Source organism: Dyadobacter sp. CY356, assembly GCF_021440195.1.
GTDB lineage: Bacteria > Bacteroidota > Bacteroidia > Cytophagales > Spirosomataceae > Dyadobacter.
On the sequence record NZ_JAJTSZ010000006.1, the window covers coordinates 261,755 to 288,259 of the forward strand.

A 26,505-nucleotide genomic window follows, 5' to 3' on the forward strand; every position below is an offset into this window, starting at 1 on the left:
CTACCCGATCTTCAAAACCTCCTTATACTGCATCCGATATAAATTCGCGTAAAATGCCTCTTTTTCAAGCAGTTGCTCATGCGTACCTTCTTCCATGATTTCACCTTTATCAACGACAATGATCTTATTTGCTTCCTGAATTGTAGAGAGTCTATGGGCAATAACAATCGCTGTGCGGCCAACCATTAATTTTTCAATCGCTTTCTGAATCAGTTCCTCGGTTTCACTGTCGACCGAAGATGTGGCTTCATCCAGCACGATGATTTTAGGATTATGCACCATGGCCCGGACGAAGGAAATTAACTGACGCTGACCTACGGACAATGTTGCGCCACGCTCCATCACATTGTAGGTATAACCGCCCGGAAGTCTTTCAATAAAATCATGAACACCAACCATTTTTGCTGCTTCAACGATTTTTTCATGCGTAATGGTAAAATCACCTAACCGGATATTGTTTTCAATCGTATCAGAAAACAAAAAAACATCCTGCAAAACAACACCGATATTTTTCCGCAAAGCGTTAAGCTCGAACTCATGAACTTCAACGCCATCGACAAAAATCTGTCCTTTGTTTATATCGTAAAAACGGCTTAATAAATTGATAATGGAAGATTTACCGGCACCGGTTGCGCCTACAAATGCAATTGTTTCGCCTTCTTTAACTTTAAAATTGATATTTTTCAATACATAGTCTTCATCATTATAGGCAAACCAAACATCTTTGAATTCGACATCACCTTTGATAACTTCCGGTACATAAGTCCCCTCATTTGAAGTGTACTCATCACTATCAAGCAATTTCAAAATCCTGTCTGTACTTACAATACCCATTTGTAACGTATTGAAACGATCAGCCAACTGGCGGATCGGGCGGAAAAACAGGTTAATAAACATCACAAATGCTGTAACAGTACCAAAAGTAACTTCTGCATTTAAAATCTGCTTTGAACCATACCAAACCACAAGCCCGGTACCAGCCGCGGAAATCACATCAGCAACCGGGTAATAGATTGAATAATAGAGAATTGACCTGATATTCGCATCCCGGTGTATCTTATTTATTTCCTGAAATTTCTCGTATTCAATATCCTCACTGCTAAAAATCTGAACGATGCTCATACCGGTAATATGTTCCTGAACAAAAGAATTCAGGTTCGAAACTGCGGCACGCACTTCATTAAAAGCATCCTTTATTTTTTCTTTGAAAACGTAGGTACAAAAAAGCATCAGCGGTATCATAGACAAACTGATCACTGACAATTTCCAGTCGGTATAAAACATAACCGCAATGATCAAAGTCAGCTGTAAAATATCACCGGCAATGGCCGCCATACCATCACTAAATACGTTTGATAGCGTCTCAACATCTGAAATGGTACGTGTTACCAGACGACCAATAGGCGTATTGTCAAAAAATTTCAACCGCAGCCCAATAATTTTTTCATAAAGCTGAACCCGGATATCACGGATAATATACTGTCCCAGCCAGCCCGACATGTATGTATTCCAAAACTGAACAAATCCCTGCACGATCAAAACCAAAACCATTATTCCCAGCATTAGTGCCAGTTGATTATAATTTCCTTCGGCAATGGGTTTGTCAATTGTATATTTTATTAAAAGCGGAGTCAAAGGAGCTAAAACCGCGTTGACCATAATGATAGCGATCAGCAAATAAAACTGCTTTTGATAAGGCCGAACGAATGTGTATAAACGTTTAAGAGTTGGCAGATCAAATATCTGGCCGCTTTTGGTTTCCTGATTCACAGACTGGTGGTTGTTGGTTTTTATTTCTTGTTCATTATCCTATATCTTATCCTCAACAATGAAAAAGTAAAATTCGTCACCAAAGAAACGAAGAATTCATTTTTTTGTCTAACTTTCTTAACTGCCAGTTTGCTTAAATCTTCATCCAACCGAATAAGCCATGGAAATTTTTCTAAGTATTTGTCTTGGACTTGGCCTGAGCGCCAGCAGCGGTTTCCGGGTTTTTCTTCCGATGCTTGTTGCCAATATCGCAACACTAAGCGGATGGATCACACCTGGTGAAGGTTTTGCGTGGATGGCAACCTGGACTGCATTTTTTGTTTTGCTTACGGCAACCATCGCTGAAATCAGCGGATATTATATTCCTTTCATCGATAATTTACTGGACACGATCGCCACGCCGGCCGCCGTCATAGCCGGTGCTTTGCTTTCAACATCATTTATTCAAATCGATAATCCGGTTTTACACTGGGGTTTGGGATTAATTTTAGGTGGAGGAACCGCCGGATTGGTACAGGCCGGTACGGGTCTTCTGCGTTTATTTTCGTCTAAAACCACAGCAGGACTTGGTAACCCGGTGGTATCGACGGTTGAGAATATCGCTTCATTCAGTCTGTCAGGTTTAGCCGTTTTTCTGCCTATTGTTGCACTCATACTGGTAGTTCTGCTGGTACTCTGGCTTTTCAGGAGGATAGGAAGGTTAAGAAAATCTAAATAGTGTGCTTTCATGTTTGATACCATACCTGTTCATTCACTTCCAAAATCGCAAAGTCCGGTTCCGGCTCTGAGAATCTACCGGTTTAAAAACAGCGACAGAGCATCGAATGAAATACCGGATACCTTACCGATAACCCCTTTACCTACGGACACGCCTCACCGGCACACGTATTATGAAATTTTGTTTATAGAAGAAGGACAGGGATTCCATGAAATCGATTTCCATTCCTACGCTATGCAGGGAACCGGGATGCATTTTTTAACACCCGGACAAGTTCATCTATTAACTTTTGCCGCACCCTGCCAGGGTTTTATCGTAGCTTTTTCAGAGGATTTTTACACTTTTTATAATCCATCTGCGACTTCACTTTCCAAATTTCCGTTTTTTCAAACCGGCAAAAGACAGCCTATACTTAGACTGACAGAAATGGAACGCCATTATTTTCACAACATTCTGGAAAATATGGTTGAGGATCATCTGGGAAATGAACCGGACCAGAACATGCTCGGACAATATCTTGGCCTGCTTCTTCAAAAATGTGCCATCATCAGTCAGAAAGGTATAAGATCTTACGAAACCTCAGCATCTTCTGTTCCAGAAATTGTAGGTCGGTTTCAGGAACTGGTTGAAAAGAATTTCAGGGAAATGCATGAAGTGCAGCAGTATGCTACCATTCTTAAAGTTTCTCCTGATTATTTGAGTAAAACGGTAAAACGGTTTCTGGGTGTGCAGACGCAGGAATATATTCTTGATAAACTATTACTGGAAGCAAAACGGCTTCTGGTTTTCACAAATCTGAGCAGCAAAGAAATAGCTTATCATATTCATATCGAAGATCCCTCCTATTTTGGCAGAATTTTTAAAAGAAAATCCGGACTGACCCCGAATGAATACCGGGACTCTGTTCGGAAAAGTACCATTTAATAACAAAAATGTACCTTGCCAACACTTCATTGAAAATATATCTTTGTATTATCCTAAAATAAAAAGGCTAAATAATACTTTGATATTGACACATGGAGATTCGTAACGATTTGTCCGCAGCATCACTTCAACCAAAAATTGATCGGTTGTGGCAACTTTCAGCAGAAAAAATTAATCTAATTTCCAAAGAATACGATACCTCCAAAGGTTCACCGGTTTTTACGGTGCATGGAAAATACACAACCCGCGGCTGGACGGAATGGACGCAGGGTTTTCAATATGGTGCCGAAGTTTTACAATTTGATGCTACCGGAGACGAATCATTTTTAGAAAGAGCCAAAAAAAATACGGTTGATCACATGGCTTCGCATGTCAGCCATTTTGGTGTCCACGATCATGGGTTTAACAATGTGAGCACTTACGGGAATTTGCTCCGGTTAATGAATGAAGGCAGAATTGCGGAAAATAAATGGGAAAGAGATTTCTACGAATTTGCTTTGAAAATTTCCGGTGCAGTTCAGGCCAAACGCTGGACTCCGACAAAAGATGGACAGGGATATATTCATTCATTTAATGGTCCGCATTCTTTATTTGTTGATACAATCCGCTCTGTTCGTGCCTTGATGGTGTCTCATTTATTGGGGCATAGCCTGATGGGTGAAAATGATGTAAAAACGAGTTTGCTTGAAAGAGGAACGTTTCATTCTTTGGCCACTGCAAAGTATTCTGTTTATTATGGCGAAGGCCGTGACAGCTACGATCTATGGGGCAGAACGGCGCATGAAAGTGTATTTAATACTACCGACGGAAATTTCCGCTGTCCCAATTCCCAACAGGGATTTTCAGGCTTCACAACCTGGACACGCGGATTAGCCTGGGCCATGACCGGTTTTGCGGAACAACTGGAATCTCTCGCATATTTTTCAAATGAAGAACTGGAAAAAATCGGTGGAAAAGAACATATAGAAGCAATCTATCTTAAAGCGGCAAAAGCAACCTGCGATTTCTACATAAAAAATACCGCCTCCGATGGCATTCCATATTGGGATACCGGAGCTCCTCAACTTTACAAATTAGAAGATTATACGGCCAGGAAATCTGATCCTTACAATGATTTTGAACCAATAGACAGTTCAGCTGCTGCTATCGGCGCACAAGGATTATTGAGATTGGGAAAATATTTAAAAGATAAAAATCAGTCAAAAGAAGGAAATAAATACTGGCAGGCCGGTCTGACAACTCTGGATACACTTTTCGCGGAGCCTTATTTATCAACCGACCCAACGCATCAGGGCTTGATTTTACATTCTGTCTATCATCGTCCAAACGGCTGGGACAATATTCCGGAAGGTCAGAAAGTACCAAACGGAGAATCAAGCATGTGGGGTGATTACCACGCGAGAGAAGTGGCCCTTTACCTGCACAGGATCAACAAAGGCTTACCGTACTATACCTACTTTAATTGTTAATGGTTAAAGGTTAATTGTTAATGATGGCGTTTGAAGCACTTTTCTTTAAATTAACTTATTGTAAATCAATTATTTAAGTTGCTTACTACCCATCTAATTTCAAAATTTAACCAACCCAACATTAACAATTAATCCTTAACCATTAACAATTAAAAAATGATTTCTCTCGATCGTTGTTGCATTCATACCATCACCACCAAACCCTGGGCACTTCCGGAGGCTGTTGAAAAATATGCGGCGGCGGGTGTTAAAGGTATTAGTGTATGGCAGAATGCTATGGAAGGTATTGGTCCGAGACGCGCTGGGGAAATTATTCGTGCCTCAGGGCTTGAAATCGTGTCTTACGTTCGGGGCGGTTTTTTTCCGCATACAAGCAGCGCAGGAAGGGCTCAGGCAATTGATCATAATAAAAAATTACTGGAAGAAGCTGCCGCTTTGGGTGCTCCCATGATTGTTCTGGTTTGCGGAGCTTCGCCAGATCAGTCGCTTGATACTTCCAGAAATCAGATCCGCGAAGGTATTGAAGCCATTTTGCCATTGGCAGAAAAACTGAATGTAAAACTGGCCATTGAGCCATTGCATCCGATGTATGCTGCTGATCGTTCGGCAATTAACACATTGGCGCAGGCCAATGATATGGCAGAATATTTCAGGTCAGATTATGTAGGTGTGGCTGTGGATGTCTATCATTTATGGTGGGATCCGCAACTGGAAAAAGAAATAGCCCGCTGTGGTTTGAATGGAAATCTTTTCGCTTACCACGTTTGTGACTGGAAAGTAAACACCATTGATATGCTAAATGATCGGGGTTTGATGGGTGAAGGTTGTATTGATCTGAAAAAAATCCGTAGCTGTGTGGAAGCAACCGGTTTTAATGGATTTTGTGAAGTAGAAATATTTTCAAATATACACTGGGCAAAAGATCGGGATATTTTTCTTGAAGAAATTACAAGAGCTTTTATTGAACATGTATGAAAGCAGCAATAAACATAAACCTTTCAAAATTAAAAAGCTGACAGCTAACAACTCTTCGCTAAAACCTAAGAAATGACTACTCATACGATCGGTATTATCATGAACGGCGTAACGGGCCGAATGGGAACCAACCAGCATTTGCTACGCTCCATCGTTGCCATCATCGAACAAGGCGGTGTTAAGATTTCAGCAGACGAAATCATTATGCCTGACCCGATTCTGGTTGGAAGAAATAAAGCGAAACTGGAAGCTTTGGGAAAACAGTCCGGTATAACAAAATTTACTACTGACCTCGATTCTGTTTTAACAGATCCGCATTTTCAGATTTATTTTGATGCGCAGGTAACCGGTCGCAGGGCGCCAGCGGTAAAAAAAGCAATTTTGGCCGGGAAACATATTTATTGTGAAAAACCCACGGGTACTACAACCGAAGAAGCACTTGAACTTTACGCTCTGGCAACCGCAGCCGGACTTAAAAACGGTGTAGTTCAGGATAAATTATGGCTTCCGGGCATGTTGAAATTGAAACGGTTAATGGAAAGCGGTTTCTTTGGCAAGATACTTTCCGTACGTGGAGAATTTGGTTATTGGGTTTTTGAAGGTCATTCAATTCCTGCACAACGTCCATCCTGGAATTACAGAAAAGAGGATGACGGCGGGATTATCGTTGATATGCTTTGTCACTGGCGGTATGTGCTGGATAATCTTTTCGGAAAAGTAAAAGCGGTTTCCTGTTTGGGTGCCACACATATTCCGGAAAGAATTGATGAAAACGGCAAGCCATATATATGCACAGCCGACGATGCATGTTATGCAACCTTCGAATTAGAAGGCGATGTCATTGCCCAGTTCAATTCTTCCTGGACGGTTCGCGTTCGTCGCGACGATCTGCTGACTTTGCAGGTTGACGGTACCAACGGTTCTGCCGTGGCCGGTTTGAGGGAATGTTATACCCAGCATTATGGAAACACCCCAAAACCGGTCTGGAACCCGGACATTGCTCAGCCTATTCCATTTTTTGATGGCTGGTCAAAAGTACCGGAACAGGAAAATTTTGACAATGCTTTTAAAGCACAATGGGAATTATATCTCAAACATGTGGTAAAAGACACACCGTTTCCATGGGATCTGAAAGCCGGAGCACGCGGTGTTCAGCTGGCCGAAAAAGGTATTGAGAGCTGGGAAAAACGTCAATGGGTTACTATTGACGAATTATAAAAGTCTTATCATAAATCAACATACTTTTTTATGAAAAAGACCGCACTTATTACAGGAGGGAGCCGGGGAATTGGCTTTGGCATTGCAAAAGCTTTGGCAAAAGAAGGATTCAATCTGGCCATTAATGGTGTCCGTGACGAAGAAAACGCAGCAGAAGCCCTGGAAGAACTCAGGCAGCTTGGCGCGGAGGTTCTTTACTGTCAGGGAAGTATTGCTATTGCAGAAGACCGGGAAAAGATTATTTCAAAAGCCTATGATTTTTTTGGACAAATAAATTTGCTCGTCAATAATGCAGGAATAGCTCCACGCGTAAGAATGGATTTGCTTGAAACTACACCTGAAAATTATCAGGAAGTATTGACAACAAATCTGGAAGGACCATTTTTTTTCACCCAGAGTGTTGCAAAAAAAATGGCTCATACAAAACAAAATAATCATGCTTTTGAAGCAACGATCATATTTGTCACATCCATTTCAGCAACGGTTGTATCTATAAATCGTGGAGAATATTGTGTTTCGAAAGCCGGTCTTGCTATGACCAGCGCACTTTTCGCAGTTCGGATGGCAGAATATAATATTCCTGTATTTGAAATCCGTCCTGGTGTAATCGCCACGGATATGACTTCCAAAGTTCAGGATAAATATAACAATCTGTTTGAAAATGGTATGGCTTTGCAGCCTCGCTGGGGAACACCGGAAGATGTTGGGAAAGCCGTTGCATCACTCACAAGAGGGGATTTCCCCTATTCTACCGGCCAGGTAATTGGTGTAGATGGAGGAATGCTGATCGACAGACTTTGATTTAGCTGTTGGCTTTTAGCGTTTGGCTATTAGCTTTTTGGCTCGTCGATAATTATTCGCTCTTCCAGTTTTTCTTAATGACAGTATATTCTAATGATCCAGACTAACGCCTAAACACTAATAGCTAATCCCTAAAACCCATGTCAGCCATTCCACAATCCCGTCCGTCTTTGGTATCACAACTTTTGCAAGTGCCGGTTATCGTTGCCGCACTGGGTTATCTGGTTGATATGTATGATCTTTTTCTATTTAGTGTGGTGCGTGTTCCAAGTCTGAAAGCACTAAATGTTGCAGACGACCAGTTGTTAACGCAAGGAATAAAACTGCTGAATTATCAGATGGCCGGTATGCTGATCGGCGGTGTTTTATGGGGAATTCTGGCAGATAAAAAGGGACGACTTTCGGTGCTTTTTGGATCCATTATCATGTATTCATTAGCAAATATCAGTAATGGATTTGTCACTTCGGTTGATCAATATGCGATTCTACGTTTTGTAGCTGGTGTGGGTTTGGCGGGAGAACTGGGTGCAGGAATAACGCTGGTGACGGAAGTTTTACCAAAAGAAGTTCGGGGGTATGGAACAACGCTGGTTGCAACGCTCGGTGTCATGGGTGCCATTCTGGCCTATTTTGTAGCTGATTTATTTGCCTGGAGGGTTTCTTATTTCGTGGGAGGTGGAATGGGACTGATACTTTTAGTACTGAGATTCAATGTGTTTGAATCAGGTATGTTTCAAAAAATAAAAGAGAAAAGTGTTGATCAGGGAAATATTCTGATGATCATCGGCAACGGTAAAAGATTCAGCAAATATCTGATGGCGATCCTGGTTGGACTTCCGATCTGGTTTGTTGTTGGTATCCTAATCACATTTTCACCTGAATTTGGTCATGCCAAAGGAATTGTTGGCGTCAATGCAGGCAAAGCGGTTATGCTTGCTTTTTCAGGGCAGGTTTTCGGCGACATTGCCAGCGGATTATTAAGTCAGTATTTGCAAAGTCGTAAAAAAGTAATTGGACTTTTCATCATACTATCTCTTTGTATGATGATCACCTACCTGCTGATTCCTTTGAAGGATGCTTTTTCCTTTTACATCGTTTGTGCGTTTTTAGGATTTTGTAACGGATACTGGACATTATTCATCACCATCGCGGCCGAACTTTTCGGAACTAACCTTCGGGCAACGGTAGCTACAACCGTTCCTAATTTTGTTCGCGGTGCTACAATTCCGTTAGCGACTTTATTTGTTCAGTTCAAACCAAATCTTGGCGTAATTAACAGTGGACTTACCTTGGGGATTATTACAAGTGTAATTGCTTTGATCGCGCTGTACTTTTTGGAAGAAACATTTACGAAGGATATGAATTTTGTGGAGAAGGATTAAAATAGTTTTTTTTAGTTTCCGGCAAAATACCTTTTTCCCTTTCCATTTCCATTTCCAGGGAATAAATTCCCTGGCTACAATGTCGGCCGTACCTACGGTACTGGACAATGGCTTTGGACTAATGATATAATATTCAGAGATTTAATTTCCAAAAATAGGAAACGTAAAATTTATTATTAAAACATGCCGGCGGCATGGCCGATTTCTTTGAGGAAACAATCTTCTCACCAAGCTAATTTTCCGATTCTACGTTTTTCCGATTAGGATTTTCACAAAACCGCATTAGCTCTTTCTACCGCTTAATTACTTATTTATTCCTAATACCACTTATCACCAAAAACCATCTATTCATGTACTTTGTTATACATAGTACCTGCCATCACCCTACCTTTGATTCATCAATAAGGGAAACAAATCACATTCAATTTTAAAATATACATAGCCATGAAAAATTCAATCAAAAATATCGCTGTCGCTTTCGCATTTGTTACTTCTTTCGCTTTTGCTGCTAACGCCGAAAACAAAGAAACTAAAAAAGCTTCCGCTTTCGGAACGGGTGTTTACATCAATAAAGGCGGAAAAATCAATGTGTTAGTTGATAAAGCTGATAATAACGCAGCGACGACCATACTGGTAAAAAACGAACAAGGTGAAGTTGTTTACCGTGAAGTAGTTGAAAAAGGAAATCAAAAATTCGGTCGCCAGTTGAACGTTAAAGATCTTGAAGCCGGTAAATATGACATTGATGTAATCAGCAAAAACGAAACACAAACCAAATCATTCCAGTTATCAGATCAAAAAACAGAACGTGTTTTAACGATCAAATAAGACTTTTTTCAAGATTCATTATTAGCCATTCATAAAGAAAATTAGCCATACTTTAAAAAAAACAGCCATGAAAACTTACATCAAAAATATCGCCATTGCCTTTGCACTTGTTACTTCTGTTGCTTTCAATGCTAATGCAGAAGATAAAGAAACAAAAAAAGCTTCTGCCCTGAATACTGGTGTTTACATTAATAAAAATGGGAAAATTAATGTATTTGTTGACAAACTCAATAACGATTCCAACACGATGATCCTGGTTAAAAATGCAGCCGGAGATATTGTTTATCGTGAAGTTGTTGAAAAAGGATACCAAAAATTCGGACGTATTTTAAATGTGGACGAGCTTACCCCAGGGAAATATGAAATCAAAGTGAGCACTAAAAATGATTCTCAAACCAAATCATTTCAATTAACAGAACCTCTTGTCGAACGGGTTGTGTCGATTAAATAAAAGCATAGAAATATTAAGTTTTGAAAATGGCTTTCGTGAAAACGAAAGCTTTTTTTGTTTTATTAACGATGAAATTAATTCCGGTCAGAATCCCAGGGAATAAATTCCCTGGCTACAATGTCGGCCGTGCTTACAGCACTAGAAAATGTCATAGGCATCCATCATATATTGTAAAAAGATTTCCCTTTGATAATTCGCAATCTGCATGATTACAAAATGCCATAGGCATGAACGACATGATAGCCAGGGATTTTAATCCCTGTGTCAGCGGCAATCCCGGCGTTCATAAAATGCCGTAGGCATGGCCAATTTGATTCAAATTACAATCCCCTCAAAAAACTAATTTTCACTATTCTACATAGTCCAGATCATTAATTCACAAAACCACAACACCATTTTTTTACCGCTTAATTACTCATTTATTCCCCATACCACTTATCACTGAAAACCATCCATTCGTGTACTTTGTTATACATAGTACCTGCCATCACCCTACCTTTGATTCATCAATAAGGGAAACAAATCACATTCAATTTTAAAATATACATAGCCATGAAAAATTCAATCAAAAATATCGCTGTTGCTTTCGCATTTGTTACTTCTTTCGCTTTTGCTGCTAACGCCGAAAACAAAGAAACCAAAAAAGCTTCCGCTTTCGGAACGGGTGTTTACATCAATAAAGGCGGAAAAATCAATGTGTTAGTTGATAAAGCTGATAACAACGCAGCGACGACCATACTGGTAAAAAACGAACAAGGTGAAGTTGTTTACCGTGAAGTCGTTGGAAAAGGAAACCAAAAATTCGGTCGCCAGTTGAACGTTACAGATCTTGAAGCCGGGAAATATGACATTGATGTAATCAGTAAAAACGAAACACAAACCAAATCATTCCAGTTATCAGATCAAAAAACAGAACGTGTTTTAACGATTAAATAAGATTTTTTTCAAGATTCATTATTAGCCATTTATAAAGAAAAATTAGCCATACTTTAAAAATAACAGCCATGAAAACTTACATCAAAAATATCGCCATCGCTTTTGCACTTGTTACTTCTTTTGCTTTCACTGCCAATGCAGATGATAAAGCGACCAAAAAATCAACCGGTTTCGGTACTGGAATTTATTCAACCAAAGGAGGTAAAATCAATGTACTGGTCGACAAAGTAAATCAGGACTCACCAACAATTTTATTGTTAAAAAACGATCAGGGAGAAGTTGTTTACCGTGAAGTCATTGAAAAAGGAAGCCAAAAATTCGGACGCTCTTTTAATCTGAATGATCTGGAAGCAGGAAAATACGAGATCCAGGTGACCAGCAATGGAGAAACACAGTCAAAATCACTTCAGTTGACAGAACAAAAAACAGAACGTGTTTTGACAATCAATTAATCCGGAATTCATTTTGTAGCCCAATCTATTAGCCAGAATATTAAAAACGGTTTCCCTGAACAGGAAACCGTTTTTGCGTTTTATTTCACTCTTTAAATTGCCGTTCAATCACTATCTGCATTTAGTTCCAATCCATTGTTATCCGCCGTTGCAACTGATCCGACTAACATGATGAAAATGTCTGACGAAGCCTGGGAAATTCAAGCACAAGCATTAATTCATCATAATCACATCAGCTATGAAAAAGACTATCAAAACATTCGCAACTGCATTTGTCCTAATTATGGTCACCTGCATTTCTGCCTTCGCAGATGAAAAGGAAGCAAAAAAACCTACCGGCTTCAAAACCGGGATTTACCGTTGTATAGATGGAAAAATCAATGTCTATATCGACCGCGTTAATAAATCTGCGCCGGCAATTATTCTGTTGAGCAACGATGGCGGACAGGTTTTATACCGTGAGATTATCAGAGGCAACAGCGCTAAGTTTGGTCGGGCCCTGAATGTAGACCAGCTTGAAGACGGACATTATACGCTCAAAATAATGATAGGTAATGAAATCTTGTCCAAATCCGTCTATTTGGAAGAACAAAAAGTCCAACGCTCCTTAAAAATTGAATAACGTTTTCCTGTCATTACGCATACATCCCCAAGCTTATTATTAGCCATGATCATATAAAAACGGCTTCCAGATCACCGGAAGCCGTTTTTTGTTTTTCTTCTCTTGTTATTTACTTTCTGCCACAATCGTCGGAAGCTCCGCCTCGATTTTCTCTCTTCTTGGTTCATACCATTCAGGCAGCTTTAATGAAGTACCTAATTCAGCAACACTTTCATCCACGGCAAACCCGGGAGGATTTGTAGCAATTTCAAATAAAATTCCGCCTGGTTCCCGATAATAAATGCTATGAAAATAATTACGGTCTAAAACTTCGGTTGGATTATAACTTCCAGACAACAATTTCTCACGGATTTCCAACTGCGTTTCATCACTATCCGTAGCAAAAGCTACGTGGTGCACAGAACCTGCCCCTAGTAACGCACGAATATCTTTTGGCGATTCGAGCACGTCCACATAAGAACCAGGTCCGCCTGCACCGGCTTCAAATCTATAAACTCCATTTTCTTCGGCAACCAGACGATGCTGCATTACATCGGTTAACAAAGAAACTGTTTTATCAATTTTATATTCATTTAACGAAACGGTATAAGCCCCACGGATTGAATATTCGGTTGGAATTTTCCCGTTATTCCATCCCGGACGATTGTCAATATCGTTGGCAACAAGCTCTACGCCCATTCCGTCATAATCTTCAAAACGTAGATAAGTTTCATTAAACCGTCTGTATGGCCCTGCATAAGGTATACCAAAATGCACCAGTCTGTCCATCCAGAAACTCAAAGAAGCAGTTGGAATTGAAAAAGCAGAATAAGTTAATTGCCCTCCGCCTTTCCGTCCTCTCACCAAACCAGCATATGGAAAAAATGTAACAATTGAACCTGGTGAACCTGTTTCGTCACCATAATACAAATGATAAACATCAGGAGCATCAAAATTGACGGTTTTTTTAACCATTTTCAATCCCAGAATTCCTACGTAAAAATCTACATTTCTTTGGGCGTCGCTTGCCAAAGCGGTGATATGATGCAAGCCGTTAATAAGATTTTCCATGATTTAAAATTTATATGTTGTTACATTTAATGTATATACATGTATTTATCAGACTTGGTTCCATAAAGTGATAAAATAATATCAAAAAGTTGGTTTGATCAATTCAACAAATCCGGAATATATTGTACAGATTATCGATTCAGGACACTTTTTGAAAAGAAAACTTTTAAAAACATCATATTTCAATCCTCAACAATAAGGAGATAGGTTGAAAATTATTCTTTTACAAGTATCGGTGACATTTGGCTTTCAAACACCATTTCATAAATCTGTTTCATATGAATTCTCGTCGTGATTTCCTCCAAAAGGTTTCCCTTGGTATTGGCGTAACTGCACTTGCAGGTTTGCCTGCCTCTGCCGCAGCTCCGTCTGTCCCCCTGGTTCGTGCTGAAAAACAGCTCCGTGTTGCTATTATGGGACTGGGCGGATATGCTAACATCGTAGCCGAAGCTATGCAGAAATGTACTATGGCAACATTAGTTGGAGTTGTTTCCGGCACTCCGTCCAAAGTTGATACCTGGAAAAAGAAATATAACATCCCTGATAAAAACGTTTATAACTATGAAAATGTCGGTGATATAAAAAACAATCCGGATATTGATATTGTATATGTAACGACGCCAAATTCCCTTCATCATAAACATGTATTGCAAATAGCAGCAGCCGGGAAACATGTGCTTTGCGAAAAACCGGTAGCTGACAATGCCAAACAAACCCGTGAAATGATTGCGGCCTGTGAAAAAGCGGGCGTTAAATTTTATATCGGATATCGGATGCACTTTGAGCCTCACACACGTGAGCTTATCCGAATGCGCGAATCGGGAGAACTTGGAAAAATTATGCATGTCAATAATTACATGGGTTTCAAAAGCGGCGATCCAACGCAGTGGCGTTTGAAAAAAGCACTGGCTGGTGGTGGTGCTATGATGGATGTCGGCGTTTATGCACTCAATGGCGCACGCTATGGAACCGGTGAAGAACCTGTCTGGGTAACGGCTCAGGAATCTAAAACGGATCCGGTAAAATTTAAGGAAGTTGACGAAACAATCACTTTTCAGCTGGGATTTCCAAGCGGTGTAATAGCCAATTGCGGCACAACCTATAACTTCAACAATTTCGAAAGACTTTATGTAATAGGCGAAAAAGGATTTGTTGAGCTGAGTCCCGCGTTTGGTTACGGACCGATTAAAGGCAGAACAAACGCAGGGCCAATGGAAATGCCGGCTCATATTCCTCACCAGACTTTACAGATGGACGGACTGGCTGATATTATTTTAAACAACAAACCGGATCCGCACATTACTGGACAGGAAGGATTAAAGGATATGATTGTGGTAGACGCCGTCTACGAATCGATCAGAAAAGGAGGACAGAAAATTTTTATCAACAAAGCATAGTGACAATGCCCGGCCTTCAATCGCCGGGCACTTTTGCTTTTTACAATACCTTGATTTAATTTTTTCTTAATCCGAAAAAACCCTGAAATATAAGGATCAGGATATGAGATACGTTAACTTTGCGGCTTCATTCAGCATTTAATTTCGTATTTCAATTCAATTGTTATGTCAGACCATATAAATAAATTACAAATAGCTATCGAGCCGCTCAGGCAGCAAATCATCAATCATAAAGTTTATTCTGCCATTACCGAGCTGGACGATCTGAGAATATTCATGCAGTATCACGTTTTTGCAGTCTGGGATTTCATGTCGCTTCTCAAAGCACTTCAAAATAATCTGACTTGCACTTCTGTCCCCTGGTTTCCGGTTGGGTCAGCTGTTACGAGACATCTGATCAATGAAATTGTAGCCGGGGAAGAATCGGATATTGATCAAAATGGTGATCTCAAAAGTCATTATGAATTATATCTGGAAGCAATGCTGCAAAGTGGCGCGGATACATCTCAAATTGAAAAATTCATTTCTGAATTAAGAATTAGTAATAATCTGAGTGCTTCCTTTGAAGTTTCAGACGCACCGCAAGCTGCTCAGGATTTTGTCAATTTCACTTTCAAGATCATCAATAGCAAAAAGGATTATTTGCAGGCCGCAACTTTCACCTTTGGAAGAGAAGATCTGATCCCAAATATGTTTCATTCCATCGTAAACGATATCAGTAAAACTTTCCCGGAGGAAGTTTCCATTTTTAAATATTATCTGGAAAGACATATCGAAGTCGATGGAGATCATCACAGTAATCTGGCTTTGCAGATGACTTCCAACCTTTGTGGTGACAATGAAACTTACTGGAAAGAAGCAGAACAGGCTACCATTCAATCGCTGCAAAAAAGAATTGATCTTTGGGACGCTGTCTACGAGCAGATTGCAAGTAAAAATGCGATATTAAATTAAATCTGACTACTTTTTCATTGGCCCAGAAATCAAAAAAAATACATACTGAAAAGACCAGTCTGCATGCGCGAAACCTGCATAGGGAAAGGTATGATTTTGAGGAATTAATAAATAGTCAAAGTGAATTATCGAAGTTTGTTTTCATCAATCCGTTTGGTGACAAATCCATCGACTTTGCAAATCCGGATGCAGTTAAAGCGCTAAATAAAGCTTTATTAAAACATTTTTACGGAATTATTTATTGGGATATTCCGGACGGCTATCTTTGTCCGCCCATTCCGGGGCGGGCAGATTATATTCATTATATCGCCGATTTACTTGCTTCTGTTAATGATGAAAAATTCCCTGTGGGAAAGGAGGTTAAAGTTCTTGATATCGGTGTCGGCGCAAATTGTGTGTATCCAATCGTAGGACACAGAGAGTATGGATGGAGTTTTACAGGATCTGACGTTGACCCTGTTTCTATCAATTCTGCCAGACAAATTATCGACAAAAATCCTTCCCTCGAAGGAGCGATTGATATTCGTCTGCAAACTTCTTCCAAACATATTTTTAAAGGAATTATCCAGCCCGCAGAAATTTTTGATGTTACTATTTGTAATCCTCCATTTCATGCATCTCTTGCAGAAGCGCAGGCCGGAACAAAACGAAAACTAACCAATCTTGGACTAAAAAGCGGAGCAAAACCAACGTTAAATTTCGGCGGACAAAACGCAGAATTATGGGTTGAAGGTGGTGAAGAAGCCTTTATAAGACAAATGGTCCGGGAGAGCGCGGAAATCGCAAACCAATGTTTATGGTTTACCTCGTTGATTTCTAAAAAGACAACTTTGCCTGGCGTTTATGCTGAATTGAAAAAGGTTAATGCATTCAATGTGAAAACAGTAGAAATGGCACAAGGACAAAAAGTGAGCAGGTTTGTGGCGTGGACGTTTTTGGATAAGGAAACGCAGAAGAAATGGGCGAATGAGCGATTCGGGAAATGATTTCAATAGTATTTTTTGAAATAAACGTTATCCCAAAGTTGGTTATACCACCCTTTCAGGGTTGAGCTTCGATGCGTTATGCCAATTTCTATAATAATGTCATCCCTTCGGGATTGTTATAAATAAGAAAATTCGAAGGTTAAAAAAATGCTGTTAGATTATCTTCTAAAAATCAATAATTGATTAAATTTAAATTCATTCCCTTTCTAAAACCCTTATTCTCATCCATTCAAAATCAGCATGGGATGATATAAACATAATATGCCGCCCTTTCAAGGTTGAGCTTCGATGAGTTATGCCAATTTCTATAATAATGTCATCCCTTCGGGATTGTTATAAATAAGTAAATTCGAAGTTTAAAAATATGCTGTTAGATTATCTTCTAAAAATCAATTATTGATTGATTTCTAAATTTAAAATTCATTCCCCGTCTAAAATACTGATACTCATCCATCCAAAATCGGCATGGGAAGATATTAACATAATATGCCACCCTTTCAGGGTTTTGGCACGAATGTGTTTCAGCCAATTTCTATAATAATGTCATCCCTTCGGGATTGTTATAAATAAGAAAATTCGAAGGTTTAAAAATATGCTGTTAGATTATCTTCTAAAAATCAATTATTGATTGATTTCTAAATTTAAAATTCATTCCCCGTCTAAAATGCTGATACTCATCCATCCAAAATCAGCATGGGACGATATTAATATAATATGCCACCCTTTCAGGGTTTTGGCACGAATGTGTTTCAGCCAATTTCTATAATAATATCATCCCTTCGGGATTGTTATAAATAAGAAAATTCGAAGGTTTGAAAATATGCTGTTAGATTATCTTCTAGAAATCAATTATTGATTGATTTTTAAATTTAAATTCATTCCCCGTCTAAAATGCTGATAATCATACATCCAAAATCAGCATGGGATGATATTAATATCATATGCCACCCTTTCAGGGTTGAGCTTCGAAGAGCTATGCCAATTTCTATAATAATGTCATCCCTTCGGTATTGTATCGCCAGAAAATACACAACTCTAAAAATACAATTTAAAAAATACATTTTTACGATTGGCTTCTAAAATCAATAAGTTGATAAGTATTTACAAATCAATTAATGCCTAAAATCCTGATTCATAAACCTGATTTTTTGCTCTTCCATAATCCCGAAGGGATGACATTATTATAGAGATGCATTTACGATTCAGGAGTCAAACCCTGAAAGGGTGACATAAATATTTCTGTCACTCTGTGTTATAAACATTAAATTTCCGCTAAACTTTCCTTATACATTTACTGTCAAGATTTTGGCCGTTATTTATCTATAATTCGTCCTCATGAAAAAATTCACCTTTTTCGCCTCAGCAATAACTTTGGCATTATCTTTTATTACACCGGTTTCACTTTCTGCTCAAATCATGGATAAAAATACAATAATTGCACCCGGAGCCCAGGTTGAAAAATTGGGTGAAGGCTATAAATTCACCGAAGGCCCCGTTGCTGATGTTCAGGGAAATGTTTTTTTTACAGATCAGCCAAATAATAAAATAATACGTTGGGATGCGGAAAGTGGCGAATTCAGTATTTTTTCAGAAAATTCAGGCCGTGCAAATGGTATGTATTTTGACAAAAAAGGAAATTTGGTAGCCTGCTCAGATGAAGACAACCAGGTTTGGTCATTTGATAAAATAGGAAACCATACCGTACTTGTAAAAGACTATGACGGAAAACTGTTGAATGGCCCGAATGACCTTTGGATCGATTCCAAAGGTGGTATTTATTTAACAGATCCGCTTTATCCGAGAGATTACTGGAAACGTGATCCGAAAATGCAGCAGGATGGAGAACACCTGTATTACCTGAGTCCTGATAGTAAAAAATTAGTGCGCGCGGACGATCAGCTAAAAAAGCCCAATGGAATTATTGGCACTGCCGACGGAAAAAATTTATATGTTGCGGACATCGGTGCAAGCAAAACCTATGTTTATGACATCAACAAAGACGGATCATTATCTAACAAAACCTTGTTTGTATCAAAAGGCTCGGACGGGATGATTCTTGACAATGAGGGGAATTTGTACATTACCGGAAACGGTGTAACAGTTTTCAATAAAAAAGGAGAAGAAATCGCACATTTCCCGGTTCATAAAGGCTGGACAGCCAATTTATGTTTTGGTGGAAAAAATCGCGATTTATTATTTATAACTGCTGAAACGGCTGTTTACGGAATTAAAATGCGAGTGAAAGGAATTAAATAAGACAAAAAAAACAAGCAGGAACATAACCCACACAAACATGACTATTGAAAATAATAACATAGATATTGCGACTGAAACAAATCCATTATTAACAGCATATAATACGCCTTTTGAAGTTCCGCCATTTGACAAAGTAAAACCGGAACATTTTATGCCTGCGTTTGAGGAAGGTATGAAGCAAAATGAAAAAAGCATTCTGGAAATCACAAATCCGGAAAATGCACCGACTTTCGAAAATACGATTGAAAAACTGGAAACGAGCGACCAGCTTTTAACAAAAGTCAGCAGCGTGTTTTTTAATCTGGCTTCTGCAAATACCTCTCCCGAAATTGAAAACATTTCCCAGGTTATTGCGCCAAGATTGTCACAGCACAGCGACGACATTTTCCTGAATGCTGATTTATTCAAAAGGGTCAAAACATTAAATGACCAGCAGGACAATCTGAATCTGACAAAGGAGCAAAAGCGATTATTAGAAAAAACATATAAGGCATTTGTAAGAAGCGGTGCAAATCTGGATGCGCAACAGCAAATCAGAATGCGGGAAATCAACCAGCAGCTTTCTATTTCAACGGTGAAATTTGGACAGAATTTGTTAGCAGAAACTAATAAATTTGAACTTCTCGTTGATGATGAATCTGATCTTGCAGGCTTACCGGATTCGCTTATCACTTCCGCTGCACATGCAGCTGCGGATTCCGGAAATGATGGCAAATGGAAATTTACGCTTCATAATCCAAGTGTTATGCCTTTTTTGCAATATGCAGAAAACCGTCAGCTCCGTGAAAAAATGTACAAAGCGTACATCAATCGCTGTAATCATGATAATGAACTGGATAACAAAGAAATTGTAGCCAATATTTCAGCATTACGTGCAGAGCGCGCACAATTGCTTGGCTACAAAACTCATGCCGATTTTGTACTGGAAGAAAGCATGGCAAAAACGCCGGATCAGGTATATACATTGCTGGACGGACTTTGGAAGTCTGCTCTGCCCGTTGCAAAAAACGAGGCGTTTGAAATGCAAAATGTTCTGAACCGGGAAGGTAACGGTGATGAACTGGAAGCCTGGGACTGGACTTATTATGCTGATAAGGTCCGCAAGGAAAAATACAATTATAATGCAGAAGAACTTCGTCCCTACTTTCAATTGGAAAAGGTTCGTGACGGGATCTTTTTTGTTTGCCAAAAACTTTACGGGTTGACTTTCAATGAAATTCATGACATTCCAAAATATCACCCCGATGTTATCGCTTACGAAGTAAAAGAATCTGACGGCACGCATGTCGGTATATTTTATATGGATTTTTATTCCAGAAATTCAAAAAGAGGCGGTGCCTGGATGACTTCCTATCGCAAGCAATCTGCTTTGTCCAGGCCGGTATCACCAATTGTGGCCAATGTTTGCAACTTTCCAAAACCAATTGGAAATGATTCTGTATTGCTGACGCCGGATGAAGTAGAAACATTTTTCCACGAATTTGGTCATGCTTTGCACGGTTTGTTATCCCACGTAAAATATGAGACACTTTCGGGCACTTCTGTTTCGCGTGATTTTGTTGAACTTCCTTCTCAAATTATGGAACATTGGGCTTTTGAGCCTGAGGTCCTGAATTTTTATGCAAAACATTATCAGACCGGAGAAGTGCTGCCTCTTGAAATGATTGAAAGAATGCAAAAAGCTTCGAAATTCAATCAGGGTTTTGGCACCGTTGAATATCTGGCGGCGTCATTTTTGGACCTGAGTTATCACACACTTTCATCGGGAGCAAAAGTTGACATAACTTCCTTTGAAAAAGAAAAAATGGAGGATTTAGGTTTGATGAAACAAATTGCTCCAAGATATCGCAGCACCTATTTCCAGCATATTTTTTCAGGTGGATATTCAGCTGGTTATTATAGTTACATATGGTCCGAGGTTTTGGACAGCGATGCTTTTGCTGCTTTTAAAGAAAAGGGAGACATATTTGATCAGGAAACGGCAACCTCATTCCGGAAAAATATTTTATCGAAAGGAGATACCGAAGAGCCGATGATGTTATACAAAGCGTTCCGCGGAAGAGAACCCGAAGTTAAATACTTATTGGAAAATCGCGGCCTTAGTAAGATGTTGTAAGTTATTCATCTAAATAATGTTCGAGGTGCAGGCGTAAAAAAACTGCACCTTTTTTTTATTATACAATCACTATAACACGGTTGTATTCAGAGACTTTTATTCAGTTTTACTATTTTCAAATTTATACTATATTCATCAGTAGGACGTTACCAAAGGAATCACTACTCTACCTATGCGTATAATTTGTACTTTACTTATTTTACTGACTTCATACATCGTTAACGCACAGGAACGTATAACCGTCAGCGGATTTGTGAGGGAAAAAGGGAGCCAGGAATCTCTGCCCGGCGTTAATGTTTACATACCAAATACCCCTTTTGGTGCCGTAACCAACACTTATGGTTTTTATTCGCTCACGATCCCGCCAATGGATTCCGCCAGAATAAGCTATTCGTTTGTAGGTTATGAAAGCATTGAGAAAAAAATCCTACTGAATAAAAATACCGAGATCAATATTTTACTTGAAACGATAAATCAGCTTGAAGAAGTTGTTGTTTCATCACGCCGGGAAGAAGATTATATCAGCCATTCTGCACAAATGAGCCAGGTTGAGATACCAATCTCCCAAATCAAAAAAATACCCGCTTTTTTTGGTGAAAAAGATGTTCTGAAAGTTTTACAGCTTATGCCAGGCGTTCAAAAAGGAACAGAAGGGCAAACGGGCTTATACGTTCGCGGCGGCGGACCGGATCAAAACCTGATCATTCTGGATGATGCCGTTGTGTACAATGCCAATCACCTATTCGGCTTTTTCTCCATTTTTAATAGCGATGCTCTCAAAAGTGTAGAGCTTACCAAAGGTGGATTTCCTGCTAGATATGGTGGCAGACTCTCTTCTGTTTTGGAAATGAATATGAAAGAAGGGAATAAAGAAGCTTTGCACGGCGAAGGCGGTATTGGCATTATCTCTTCGAGACTCACTTTGGAAGGACCAATTTCAAAAGGAAAATCATCCTTTCTTATTTCGGGCAGAAGAACATATATCGATTTTTTGGCAAAACCGCTTATTGCCCGCAGTCAGCGTGGGGAAACCGAGCAGGTAAAACCGGGCTATTATTTCTATGATCTTAATGCCAAAATCAATTATGATTTTGGTCAAAAAGACAAAGTGTACCTCAGTGGATATTTTGGGCGTGATAAATTTTACGCCAATCAGACAGATCCAAACAATGAATCCCGGGCCGGACTTGACTGGGGAAACCGGACTGCAACCTTACGCTGGAATCATTTATTGAATCAAAAGTTGTTTGTTAACACGTCGTTCATTTACAGCAATTTTGAATTTGGAGTAACCAATTATGATAAGGGTATCAATACCGACGGCACCACTCGTGATGAATATAGCCTGAAATATACCTCACAAATTCGGGATTGGGGTGTAAAAACGGATCTTGACTTTTACCCTTCAACAAAACATGCTGTGAAATTTGGAGCTCAGGCTACGTTTCACAGGTTTGTGCCTTCTGCCCTGGCCATTGAAGGCTCTCTGATCGACGCTTCTATCGAGCGATCCGTGAAGCCTGTCAACACATTGGAAGCCGGAATTTACGTAGAAGATACCTGGCAGGCTACCGATGCCCTGAAAATGAATGCAGGCTTTCGTGTCAGTTCGTTTCAGACAGCATCCAAAACCTACATCCGACCAGAACCGAGGTTTTCTGGCGCATTGCGATTGGCCCAGGATTTTTCATTGAAAGCATCCTATGCACAAATGAATCAGTATGTTCATCTGCTTTCCAATACAGGTTTGGGCCTGCCAACCGATTTATGGGTACCGACAACGGATCGTGTGGCCCCGCAGCAATCAAAACAAGTAGCGATTGGCCTGGCAAAAGATCTGGAAAAACCTGCTTTAACATTAACGCTCGAAGGTTATTACAAAAAAATGAACAACATTCTTAATTACAAAGAAGGTGCTTCGTTTTTAAGTGTCAGCGGTGAGAACGCAAATGAATTAAGTTGGGAAGATAATGTAACCGCCGGAAAGGGATGGTCTTACGGAGCTGAATTTCTGGTTCATAAAAAGGCAGGTAGATTTTCCGGATGGGTGGGTTACACGCTTTCCTGGACCAAATGGCAGTTTCCCGAACTGAATTTTGGCAAAACATTTTACCCGCGTTACGACCGTCGCCACGACTTATCCGTTGTTGGGATTTATGAACTGAACAAACGCATCACCATGTCTGCTACCTGGGTTTATGGAACAGGAAATGCGCTGACCTTGCCGCTTGCCAGTTATACCGGCGTGACAGATAATATTTTCAATCGAAATGTAACGGCTGGTAAACCCATTGTAACATGGAGCGGCGACCAGGTAAATGAATACGGAGCCAAAAACGATTTTAGGGCTGAGGCTTTCCATCGCCTGGATCTGGCCATTCAGTTTCATAAAAAAAAGAAGACGCACGAGCGTACCTGGGAATTTGGATTGTACAACGCTTACAACAGAAGAAATCCTTTTTTCTACGATATTTCGGAAGAAACATTGGCCAATGGCAATAAAAAAACATCCTTGAAACGATATTCACTATTTCCTGTCCTGCCTTCGATCAGTTATAACTTTAAGTTTTAAGACATCATGAAAATCAACATTTTTATATTTCTGATCGTCATCGCCGCGCTTTTTTCCTGCGATACCCTGGTTACTGATGTCTCTCCGGACGATGTTCCGGGTATTGGTTCCAAGTTGGTAGTGCAATCATTTATTTCTCCGCAGGCTGCAAGAATTTATGTTGTTGTCACAGAATCGATACCGTTATTCGGAGAATCCAATTCGGAAAATTCCGTAATTACCAATGCTGTGGTTAAAATTTCCGGTGGCGGAAAAGAAGTCATTTTGCCATATGATTCTACAAGCCAGTTATATAGCATCGAAAAAGCAAGTTTCCCGATCGTGGCATCTCAGACATACAAGCTGTCTGTTTCAGATCCCACCCGTTCTGTTGATGCAACCTGCACGGTACCAGCCAATCAGGTTACGATTAAATCCTATGCAATCGACACGGCATATATCACCAGGCGAAACGGTCGTCCGGATACTGCGCTGACTGTAAACGCGGTTTGGCAGGATATTGCCGGGGAAGCCAATTTTTACAGGGTTCGGGCCAATATGGATGTTGAATATTCAATTCTGGAAGGAACAACTCCGGATAATTTTCAGGAAAAACGTGTAAGAAACAGGTTCAGTTTTAACTGGAATGATGACAGCGGAAGAAGCGAATTCCAAAGTGACGTCAATCTGGATGGTACTTCCTTCACCTCTCCACTTGGCAGAAGTTTTCTTCCTACTACGCTTTTGTACACTTCGGCAGATGGTACTAAATATTATGCGAAACAAAAACCGCGGGTGGTATCGGTGGTAATAGAAGTTAATAATACAGAAAAGACCTATTACGATTATCACAAATCTTTAAAACTGGCCGATCAGTCCGACAATCCATTTTCCGAGCCTTCTTTGGTTTATAATAATATTAACGGCGGATTAGGCTGTTTTGCAGCTTATAATAACAGGCAGATTACTTACAGACCTAAATAATTCCACAGTAATTCGTATACCTTTTTTATATTGATTAGATTTATCGGGTCAAATAGACCAGTCTGTTTATTTATTCCTAAAAACTCCGATTATGAAACATCATCCGGTCTTACCCAAAGAACGTATTCTGGATACAGCGCTCAGGCTGTTTCATGAACAGGGATATAATACCACCGGTATCAACCAGATTATCAGTGAGGCAGGCGTAGCAAAAGCCAGTCTGTACCTCCATTTCAAATCCAAAGAAGATTTAGGAGTAGAATATTTAAAAGCCCGGCATAAAATCTGGTTTGAACAGCTTTTGTCATTTACAGACGAATCAAAAAAAGAAAAAAAGAAGATACTGGCAGCATTTGATTTTTTGATTCAGATCAATGAAAAAGAGCATTTCCGGGGATGCAGTTTCCTGAATATGTTATCAGAGATCCAGTCGGATGAATCACAATTGTTAGCTATAATTCAGGAATATAAACAACAGCTCAGGACATTTTTTGCAGATGTTATGGAGAATCCTAAGGATGATTTAAGTGATACCGTTTACCTATTGTTCGAAGCGGCGATGCAGGAAAGTCAGTTATTTAAAAGTCAGTGGCCTGTTGAGAGAGCAAAGAAAATTGTTTCTGATTTGTATAAGCTCAAATATTTTAAGTAAGATTTCCACTTTCTTACCATTCTACAACATTTTCTCTTTTTGATAAATCTGTACACCAGAAATGGTTATTAATATACTTTTTTATAAAATATTGGCAATAAAGTATATAAGCAGGGCAAAAATGCATAGTTTTCAAACAGTAAGTGCTTTAAGCTATTAACGAGTAATTGCAATGTTATGAAACATATCATTTTAACCCATCATGAAATCTCTACAATTTACAATTCCAGGACTTCTTTTGTCCATTGCGTTTTTAACAGGATGTAATGAAGAAAATGAAAGTGATAAAGAAGGTTTAAGCGGGAAATTTGTCAACGAAACTTTTCTCAAACAGGCAGTAGATTCCATCCCGGGACTGATCCCGGTTTATTGCTACGAACTTAATTTCATTAGTAAAGACAGTGTCGATATTTTATATGGATTTGAGCAATCCCGGCTTGCCTATAAAAAGGATGGAAAGAAGTACCTGCTCGTTCATGCTCTTCAGGACAAGGACATGCCTTTTACTGTTAATGAAAATAAAACGATCACTCTGGTTGACAGCGCATGGAACGGAGCGACGCGAAATTCTACCTTTAAGGAATCAACGCTCTCAACAGAACAAAAATGGGATTTTGAAAATCATCTGAACCAGCAAATGATTGCAGGTGAATATTTTCTTTTTAAGGGAAATAAAAAATCGGATCAAAAAGTAACGTTTAATGCAGATGGATCTGTAACAGGACTGGAAAGTTTCAAGCGATATAATTTGTGTTACAGCGGTGATTGTGTAGGCGAAATTTACCCGATTTCCAACAGCATTACTTTCAGTAATGAGAAAAAGGAAGTATTTACCTATGCTTTCAAAATGAATAAAATGAGAAAAAATCTTAACATCTATCTAATTGAAGGTCCTGTAAAAGATATCAAAGGGGAACGGGCAATTAAAGAACTCGCTTTTGATTTGAGACGATAAAAATATTCTTAAACAGAAAACAAAAGGAAAAGCTATTTCGTGATGAATCAGCTTTTCC

Annotated in this window: 23 protein-coding genes; 21 read left to right on the forward strand and 2 right to left on the reverse strand. The window is 39.4% G+C overall.

Annotated elements, in window-relative coordinates; translation table 11 throughout:
• A complete protein-coding gene (locus LXL81_RS20095; protein WP_234648554.1) occupies positions 1 to 1,770 on the reverse strand; it encodes an ABC transporter ATP-binding protein in 1,770 nt (589 codons plus the stop codon).
• A gap of 160 nt (positions 1,771 to 1,930) precedes the next feature.
• On the opposite strand from LXL81_RS20095, the gene LXL81_RS20100 reads away from it, so the two are divergent.
• The 12 genes from LXL81_RS20100 (at position 1,931) to LXL81_RS20155 (ending at position 12,546) form a co-directional block, all read left to right on the forward strand.
• Positions 1,931 to 2,488, forward strand: coding sequence for a DUF4126 domain-containing protein (locus tag LXL81_RS20100; protein ID WP_234648555.1), 558 nt, complete (start codon positions 1,931 to 1,933; stop codon positions 2,486 to 2,488).
• A gap of 9 nt (positions 2,489 to 2,497) precedes the next feature.
• Positions 2,498 to 3,412 carry an AraC family transcriptional regulator gene (locus LXL81_RS20105; protein WP_234648556.1) on the forward strand — a complete coding sequence of 305 codons (915 nt, stop codon included), beginning with the start codon at positions 2,498 to 2,500 and terminating at the stop codon, positions 3,410 to 3,412.
• Between the two features lie 92 nt (positions 3,413 to 3,504).
• Complete coding sequence (locus LXL81_RS20110; protein ID WP_234648557.1) at positions 3,505 to 4,881, forward strand: glycosyl hydrolase; 1,377 nt, start codon at positions 3,505 to 3,507, stop codon at positions 4,879 to 4,881.
• A gap of 156 nt (positions 4,882 to 5,037) precedes the next feature.
• The gene (locus LXL81_RS20115; protein ID WP_234648558.1) at positions 5,038 to 5,856 is read left to right on the forward strand and encodes a sugar phosphate isomerase/epimerase; all 819 of its coding nucleotides are present in this window, start codon (positions 5,038 to 5,040) and stop codon (positions 5,854 to 5,856) included.
• Between the two features lie 72 nt (positions 5,857 to 5,928).
• Complete coding sequence (locus LXL81_RS20120) at positions 5,929 to 7,074, forward strand: Gfo/Idh/MocA family protein (protein WP_234648559.1); 1,146 nt, start codon at positions 5,929 to 5,931, stop codon at positions 7,072 to 7,074.
• A 30-nt stretch (positions 7,075 to 7,104) separates the two neighbouring features.
• Positions 7,105 to 7,875: a 3-ketoacyl-ACP reductase gene (locus tag LXL81_RS20125; RefSeq protein WP_234648560.1), complete on the forward strand. Its 771-nt coding sequence runs from the start codon at positions 7,105 to 7,107 to the stop codon at positions 7,873 to 7,875.
• Positions 7,876 to 8,015: 140 nt separating this feature from the next.
• Positions 8,016 to 9,257, forward strand: a complete 1,242-nt coding sequence (locus tag LXL81_RS20130; RefSeq protein WP_234648561.1) for an MFS transporter — start codon at positions 8,016 to 8,018, stop codon at positions 9,255 to 9,257.
• 444 nt (positions 9,258 to 9,701) lie between these two features.
• On the forward strand, positions 9,702 to 10,085 hold the full coding sequence (locus LXL81_RS20135) for a DUF3244 domain-containing protein (protein WP_234648562.1): 384 nt from the start codon (positions 9,702 to 9,704) through the stop codon (positions 10,083 to 10,085).
• A gap of 67 nt (positions 10,086 to 10,152) precedes the next feature.
• Complete coding sequence (locus LXL81_RS20140) at positions 10,153 to 10,536, forward strand: hypothetical protein (protein WP_234648563.1); 384 nt, start codon at positions 10,153 to 10,155, stop codon at positions 10,534 to 10,536.
• 552 nt (positions 10,537 to 11,088) lie between these two features.
• Positions 11,089 to 11,472 (forward strand): DUF3244 domain-containing protein, encoded by a 384-nt coding sequence (locus tag LXL81_RS20145; protein WP_234648564.1) that lies wholly within the window; start codon positions 11,089 to 11,091, stop codon positions 11,470 to 11,472.
• A gap of 68 nt (positions 11,473 to 11,540) precedes the next feature.
• On the forward strand, positions 11,541 to 11,924 hold the full coding sequence (locus LXL81_RS20150; protein ID WP_234648565.1) for a hypothetical protein: 384 nt from the start codon (positions 11,541 to 11,543) through the stop codon (positions 11,922 to 11,924).
• Between the two features lie 238 nt (positions 11,925 to 12,162).
• A complete protein-coding gene (locus LXL81_RS20155; RefSeq protein WP_234648566.1) occupies positions 12,163 to 12,546 on the forward strand; it encodes a hypothetical protein in 384 nt (127 codons plus the stop codon).
• A gap of 105 nt (positions 12,547 to 12,651) precedes the next feature.
• Here LXL81_RS20155 and LXL81_RS20160 read toward each other — a convergent pair whose 3' ends face one another.
• Positions 12,652 to 13,596 (reverse strand): ring-cleaving dioxygenase, encoded by a 945-nt coding sequence (locus LXL81_RS20160; RefSeq protein WP_234648567.1) that lies wholly within the window; start codon positions 13,594 to 13,596, stop codon positions 12,652 to 12,654.
• Between the two features lie 278 nt (positions 13,597 to 13,874).
• Here LXL81_RS20160 and LXL81_RS20165 point away from each other — a divergent pair, with 278 nt between their 5' ends.
• The 9 genes from LXL81_RS20165 (at position 13,875) to LXL81_RS20205 (ending at position 26,447) form a co-directional block, all read left to right on the forward strand.
• Positions 13,875 to 14,993 carry a Gfo/Idh/MocA family protein gene (locus LXL81_RS20165; protein ID WP_234648568.1) on the forward strand — a complete coding sequence of 373 codons (1,119 nt, stop codon included), beginning with the start codon at positions 13,875 to 13,877 and terminating at the stop codon, positions 14,991 to 14,993.
• A gap of 165 nt (positions 14,994 to 15,158) precedes the next feature.
• Complete coding sequence (locus tag LXL81_RS20170) at positions 15,159 to 15,947, forward strand: DUF3050 domain-containing protein (protein ID WP_234648569.1); 789 nt, start codon at positions 15,159 to 15,161, stop codon at positions 15,945 to 15,947.
• A gap of 17 nt (positions 15,948 to 15,964) precedes the next feature.
• Complete coding sequence (rlmF, locus tag LXL81_RS20175; RefSeq protein ID WP_234648570.1) at positions 15,965 to 16,933, forward strand: 23S rRNA (adenine(1618)-N(6))-methyltransferase RlmF; 969 nt, start codon at positions 15,965 to 15,967, stop codon at positions 16,931 to 16,933.
• A 1,335-nt stretch (positions 16,934 to 18,268) separates the two neighbouring features.
• Positions 18,269 to 19,189 carry an SMP-30/gluconolactonase/LRE family protein gene (locus tag LXL81_RS20180; RefSeq protein WP_234648571.1) on the forward strand — a complete coding sequence of 307 codons (921 nt, stop codon included), beginning with the start codon at positions 18,269 to 18,271 and terminating at the stop codon, positions 19,187 to 19,189.
• Between the two features lie 37 nt (positions 19,190 to 19,226).
• Positions 19,227 to 21,305 carry a M3 family metallopeptidase gene (locus tag LXL81_RS20185; RefSeq protein WP_234648572.1) on the forward strand — a complete coding sequence of 693 codons (2,079 nt, stop codon included), beginning with the start codon at positions 19,227 to 19,229 and terminating at the stop codon, positions 21,303 to 21,305.
• Between the two features lie 172 nt (positions 21,306 to 21,477).
• On the forward strand, positions 21,478 to 23,877 hold the full coding sequence (locus LXL81_RS20190) for a TonB-dependent receptor (protein WP_234648573.1): 2,400 nt from the start codon (positions 21,478 to 21,480) through the stop codon (positions 23,875 to 23,877).
• A 6-nt stretch (positions 23,878 to 23,883) separates the two neighbouring features.
• Positions 23,884 to 24,840, forward strand: coding sequence for a DUF4249 domain-containing protein (locus tag LXL81_RS20195; RefSeq protein WP_234648574.1), 957 nt, complete (start codon positions 23,884 to 23,886; stop codon positions 24,838 to 24,840).
• A gap of 91 nt (positions 24,841 to 24,931) precedes the next feature.
• A complete protein-coding gene (locus LXL81_RS20200) occupies positions 24,932 to 25,492 on the forward strand; it encodes a TetR/AcrR family transcriptional regulator (protein ID WP_234648575.1) in 561 nt (186 codons plus the stop codon).
• A 202-nt stretch (positions 25,493 to 25,694) separates the two neighbouring features.
• Entirely contained in the window at positions 25,695 to 26,447 is a 753-nt protein-coding gene (locus LXL81_RS20205) for a hypothetical protein (protein WP_234648576.1), read from the forward strand.
• The last annotated feature ends 58 nt before the right edge of the window (positions 26,448 to 26,505 follow it).

What these genes read in the sequence shown, in the direction of transcription:
- LXL81_RS20100 (WP_234648555.1), top strand. Translation starts at nt 1,931, where the DNA reads ATGGAAATTTTTCTAAGTATTTGTCTTGGACTTGGCCTGAGCGCCAGC.
- LXL81_RS20105 (WP_234648556.1), top strand. Translation starts at nt 2,498, where the DNA reads ATGTTTGATACCATACCTGTTCATTCACTTCCAAAATCGCAAAGTCCG.
- LXL81_RS20110 (WP_234648557.1), top strand. Translation starts at nt 3,505, where the DNA reads ATGGAGATTCGTAACGATTTGTCCGCAGCATCACTTCAACCAAAAATT.
- LXL81_RS20115 (WP_234648558.1), top strand. Translation starts at nt 5,038, where the DNA reads ATGATTTCTCTCGATCGTTGTTGCATTCATACCATCACCACCAAACCC.
- LXL81_RS20120 (WP_234648559.1), top strand. Translation starts at nt 5,929, where the DNA reads ATGACTACTCATACGATCGGTATTATCATGAACGGCGTAACGGGCCGA.
- LXL81_RS20125 (WP_234648560.1), top strand. Translation starts at nt 7,105, where the DNA reads ATGAAAAAGACCGCACTTATTACAGGAGGGAGCCGGGGAATTGGCTTT.
- LXL81_RS20130 (WP_234648561.1), top strand. Translation starts at nt 8,016, where the DNA reads ATGTCAGCCATTCCACAATCCCGTCCGTCTTTGGTATCACAACTTTTG.
- LXL81_RS20135 (WP_234648562.1), top strand. Translation starts at nt 9,702, where the DNA reads ATGAAAAATTCAATCAAAAATATCGCTGTCGCTTTCGCATTTGTTACT.
- LXL81_RS20140 (WP_234648563.1), top strand. Translation starts at nt 10,153, where the DNA reads ATGAAAACTTACATCAAAAATATCGCCATTGCCTTTGCACTTGTTACT.
- LXL81_RS20145 (WP_234648564.1), top strand. Translation starts at nt 11,089, where the DNA reads ATGAAAAATTCAATCAAAAATATCGCTGTTGCTTTCGCATTTGTTACT.
- LXL81_RS20150 (WP_234648565.1), top strand. Translation starts at nt 11,541, where the DNA reads ATGAAAACTTACATCAAAAATATCGCCATCGCTTTTGCACTTGTTACT.
- LXL81_RS20155 (WP_234648566.1), top strand. Translation starts at nt 12,163, where the DNA reads ATGAAAAAGACTATCAAAACATTCGCAACTGCATTTGTCCTAATTATG.
- LXL81_RS20160 (WP_234648567.1), bottom strand. Translation starts at nt 13,596, where the DNA reads ATGGAAAATCTTATTAACGGCTTGCATCATATCACCGCTTTGGCAAGC.
- LXL81_RS20165 (WP_234648568.1), top strand. Translation starts at nt 13,875, where the DNA reads ATGAATTCTCGTCGTGATTTCCTCCAAAAGGTTTCCCTTGGTATTGGC.
- LXL81_RS20170 (WP_234648569.1), top strand. Translation starts at nt 15,159, where the DNA reads ATGTCAGACCATATAAATAAATTACAAATAGCTATCGAGCCGCTCAGG.
- LXL81_RS20180 (WP_234648571.1), top strand. Translation starts at nt 18,269, where the DNA reads ATGAAAAAATTCACCTTTTTCGCCTCAGCAATAACTTTGGCATTATCT.
- LXL81_RS20185 (WP_234648572.1), top strand. Translation starts at nt 19,227, where the DNA reads ATGACTATTGAAAATAATAACATAGATATTGCGACTGAAACAAATCCA.
- LXL81_RS20190 (WP_234648573.1), top strand. Translation starts at nt 21,478, where the DNA reads ATGCGTATAATTTGTACTTTACTTATTTTACTGACTTCATACATCGTT.
- LXL81_RS20195 (WP_234648574.1), top strand. Translation starts at nt 23,884, where the DNA reads ATGAAAATCAACATTTTTATATTTCTGATCGTCATCGCCGCGCTTTTT.
- LXL81_RS20200 (WP_234648575.1), top strand. Translation starts at nt 24,932, where the DNA reads ATGAAACATCATCCGGTCTTACCCAAAGAACGTATTCTGGATACAGCG.
- LXL81_RS20205 (WP_234648576.1), top strand. Translation starts at nt 25,695, where the DNA reads ATGAAATCTCTACAATTTACAATTCCAGGACTTCTTTTGTCCATTGCG.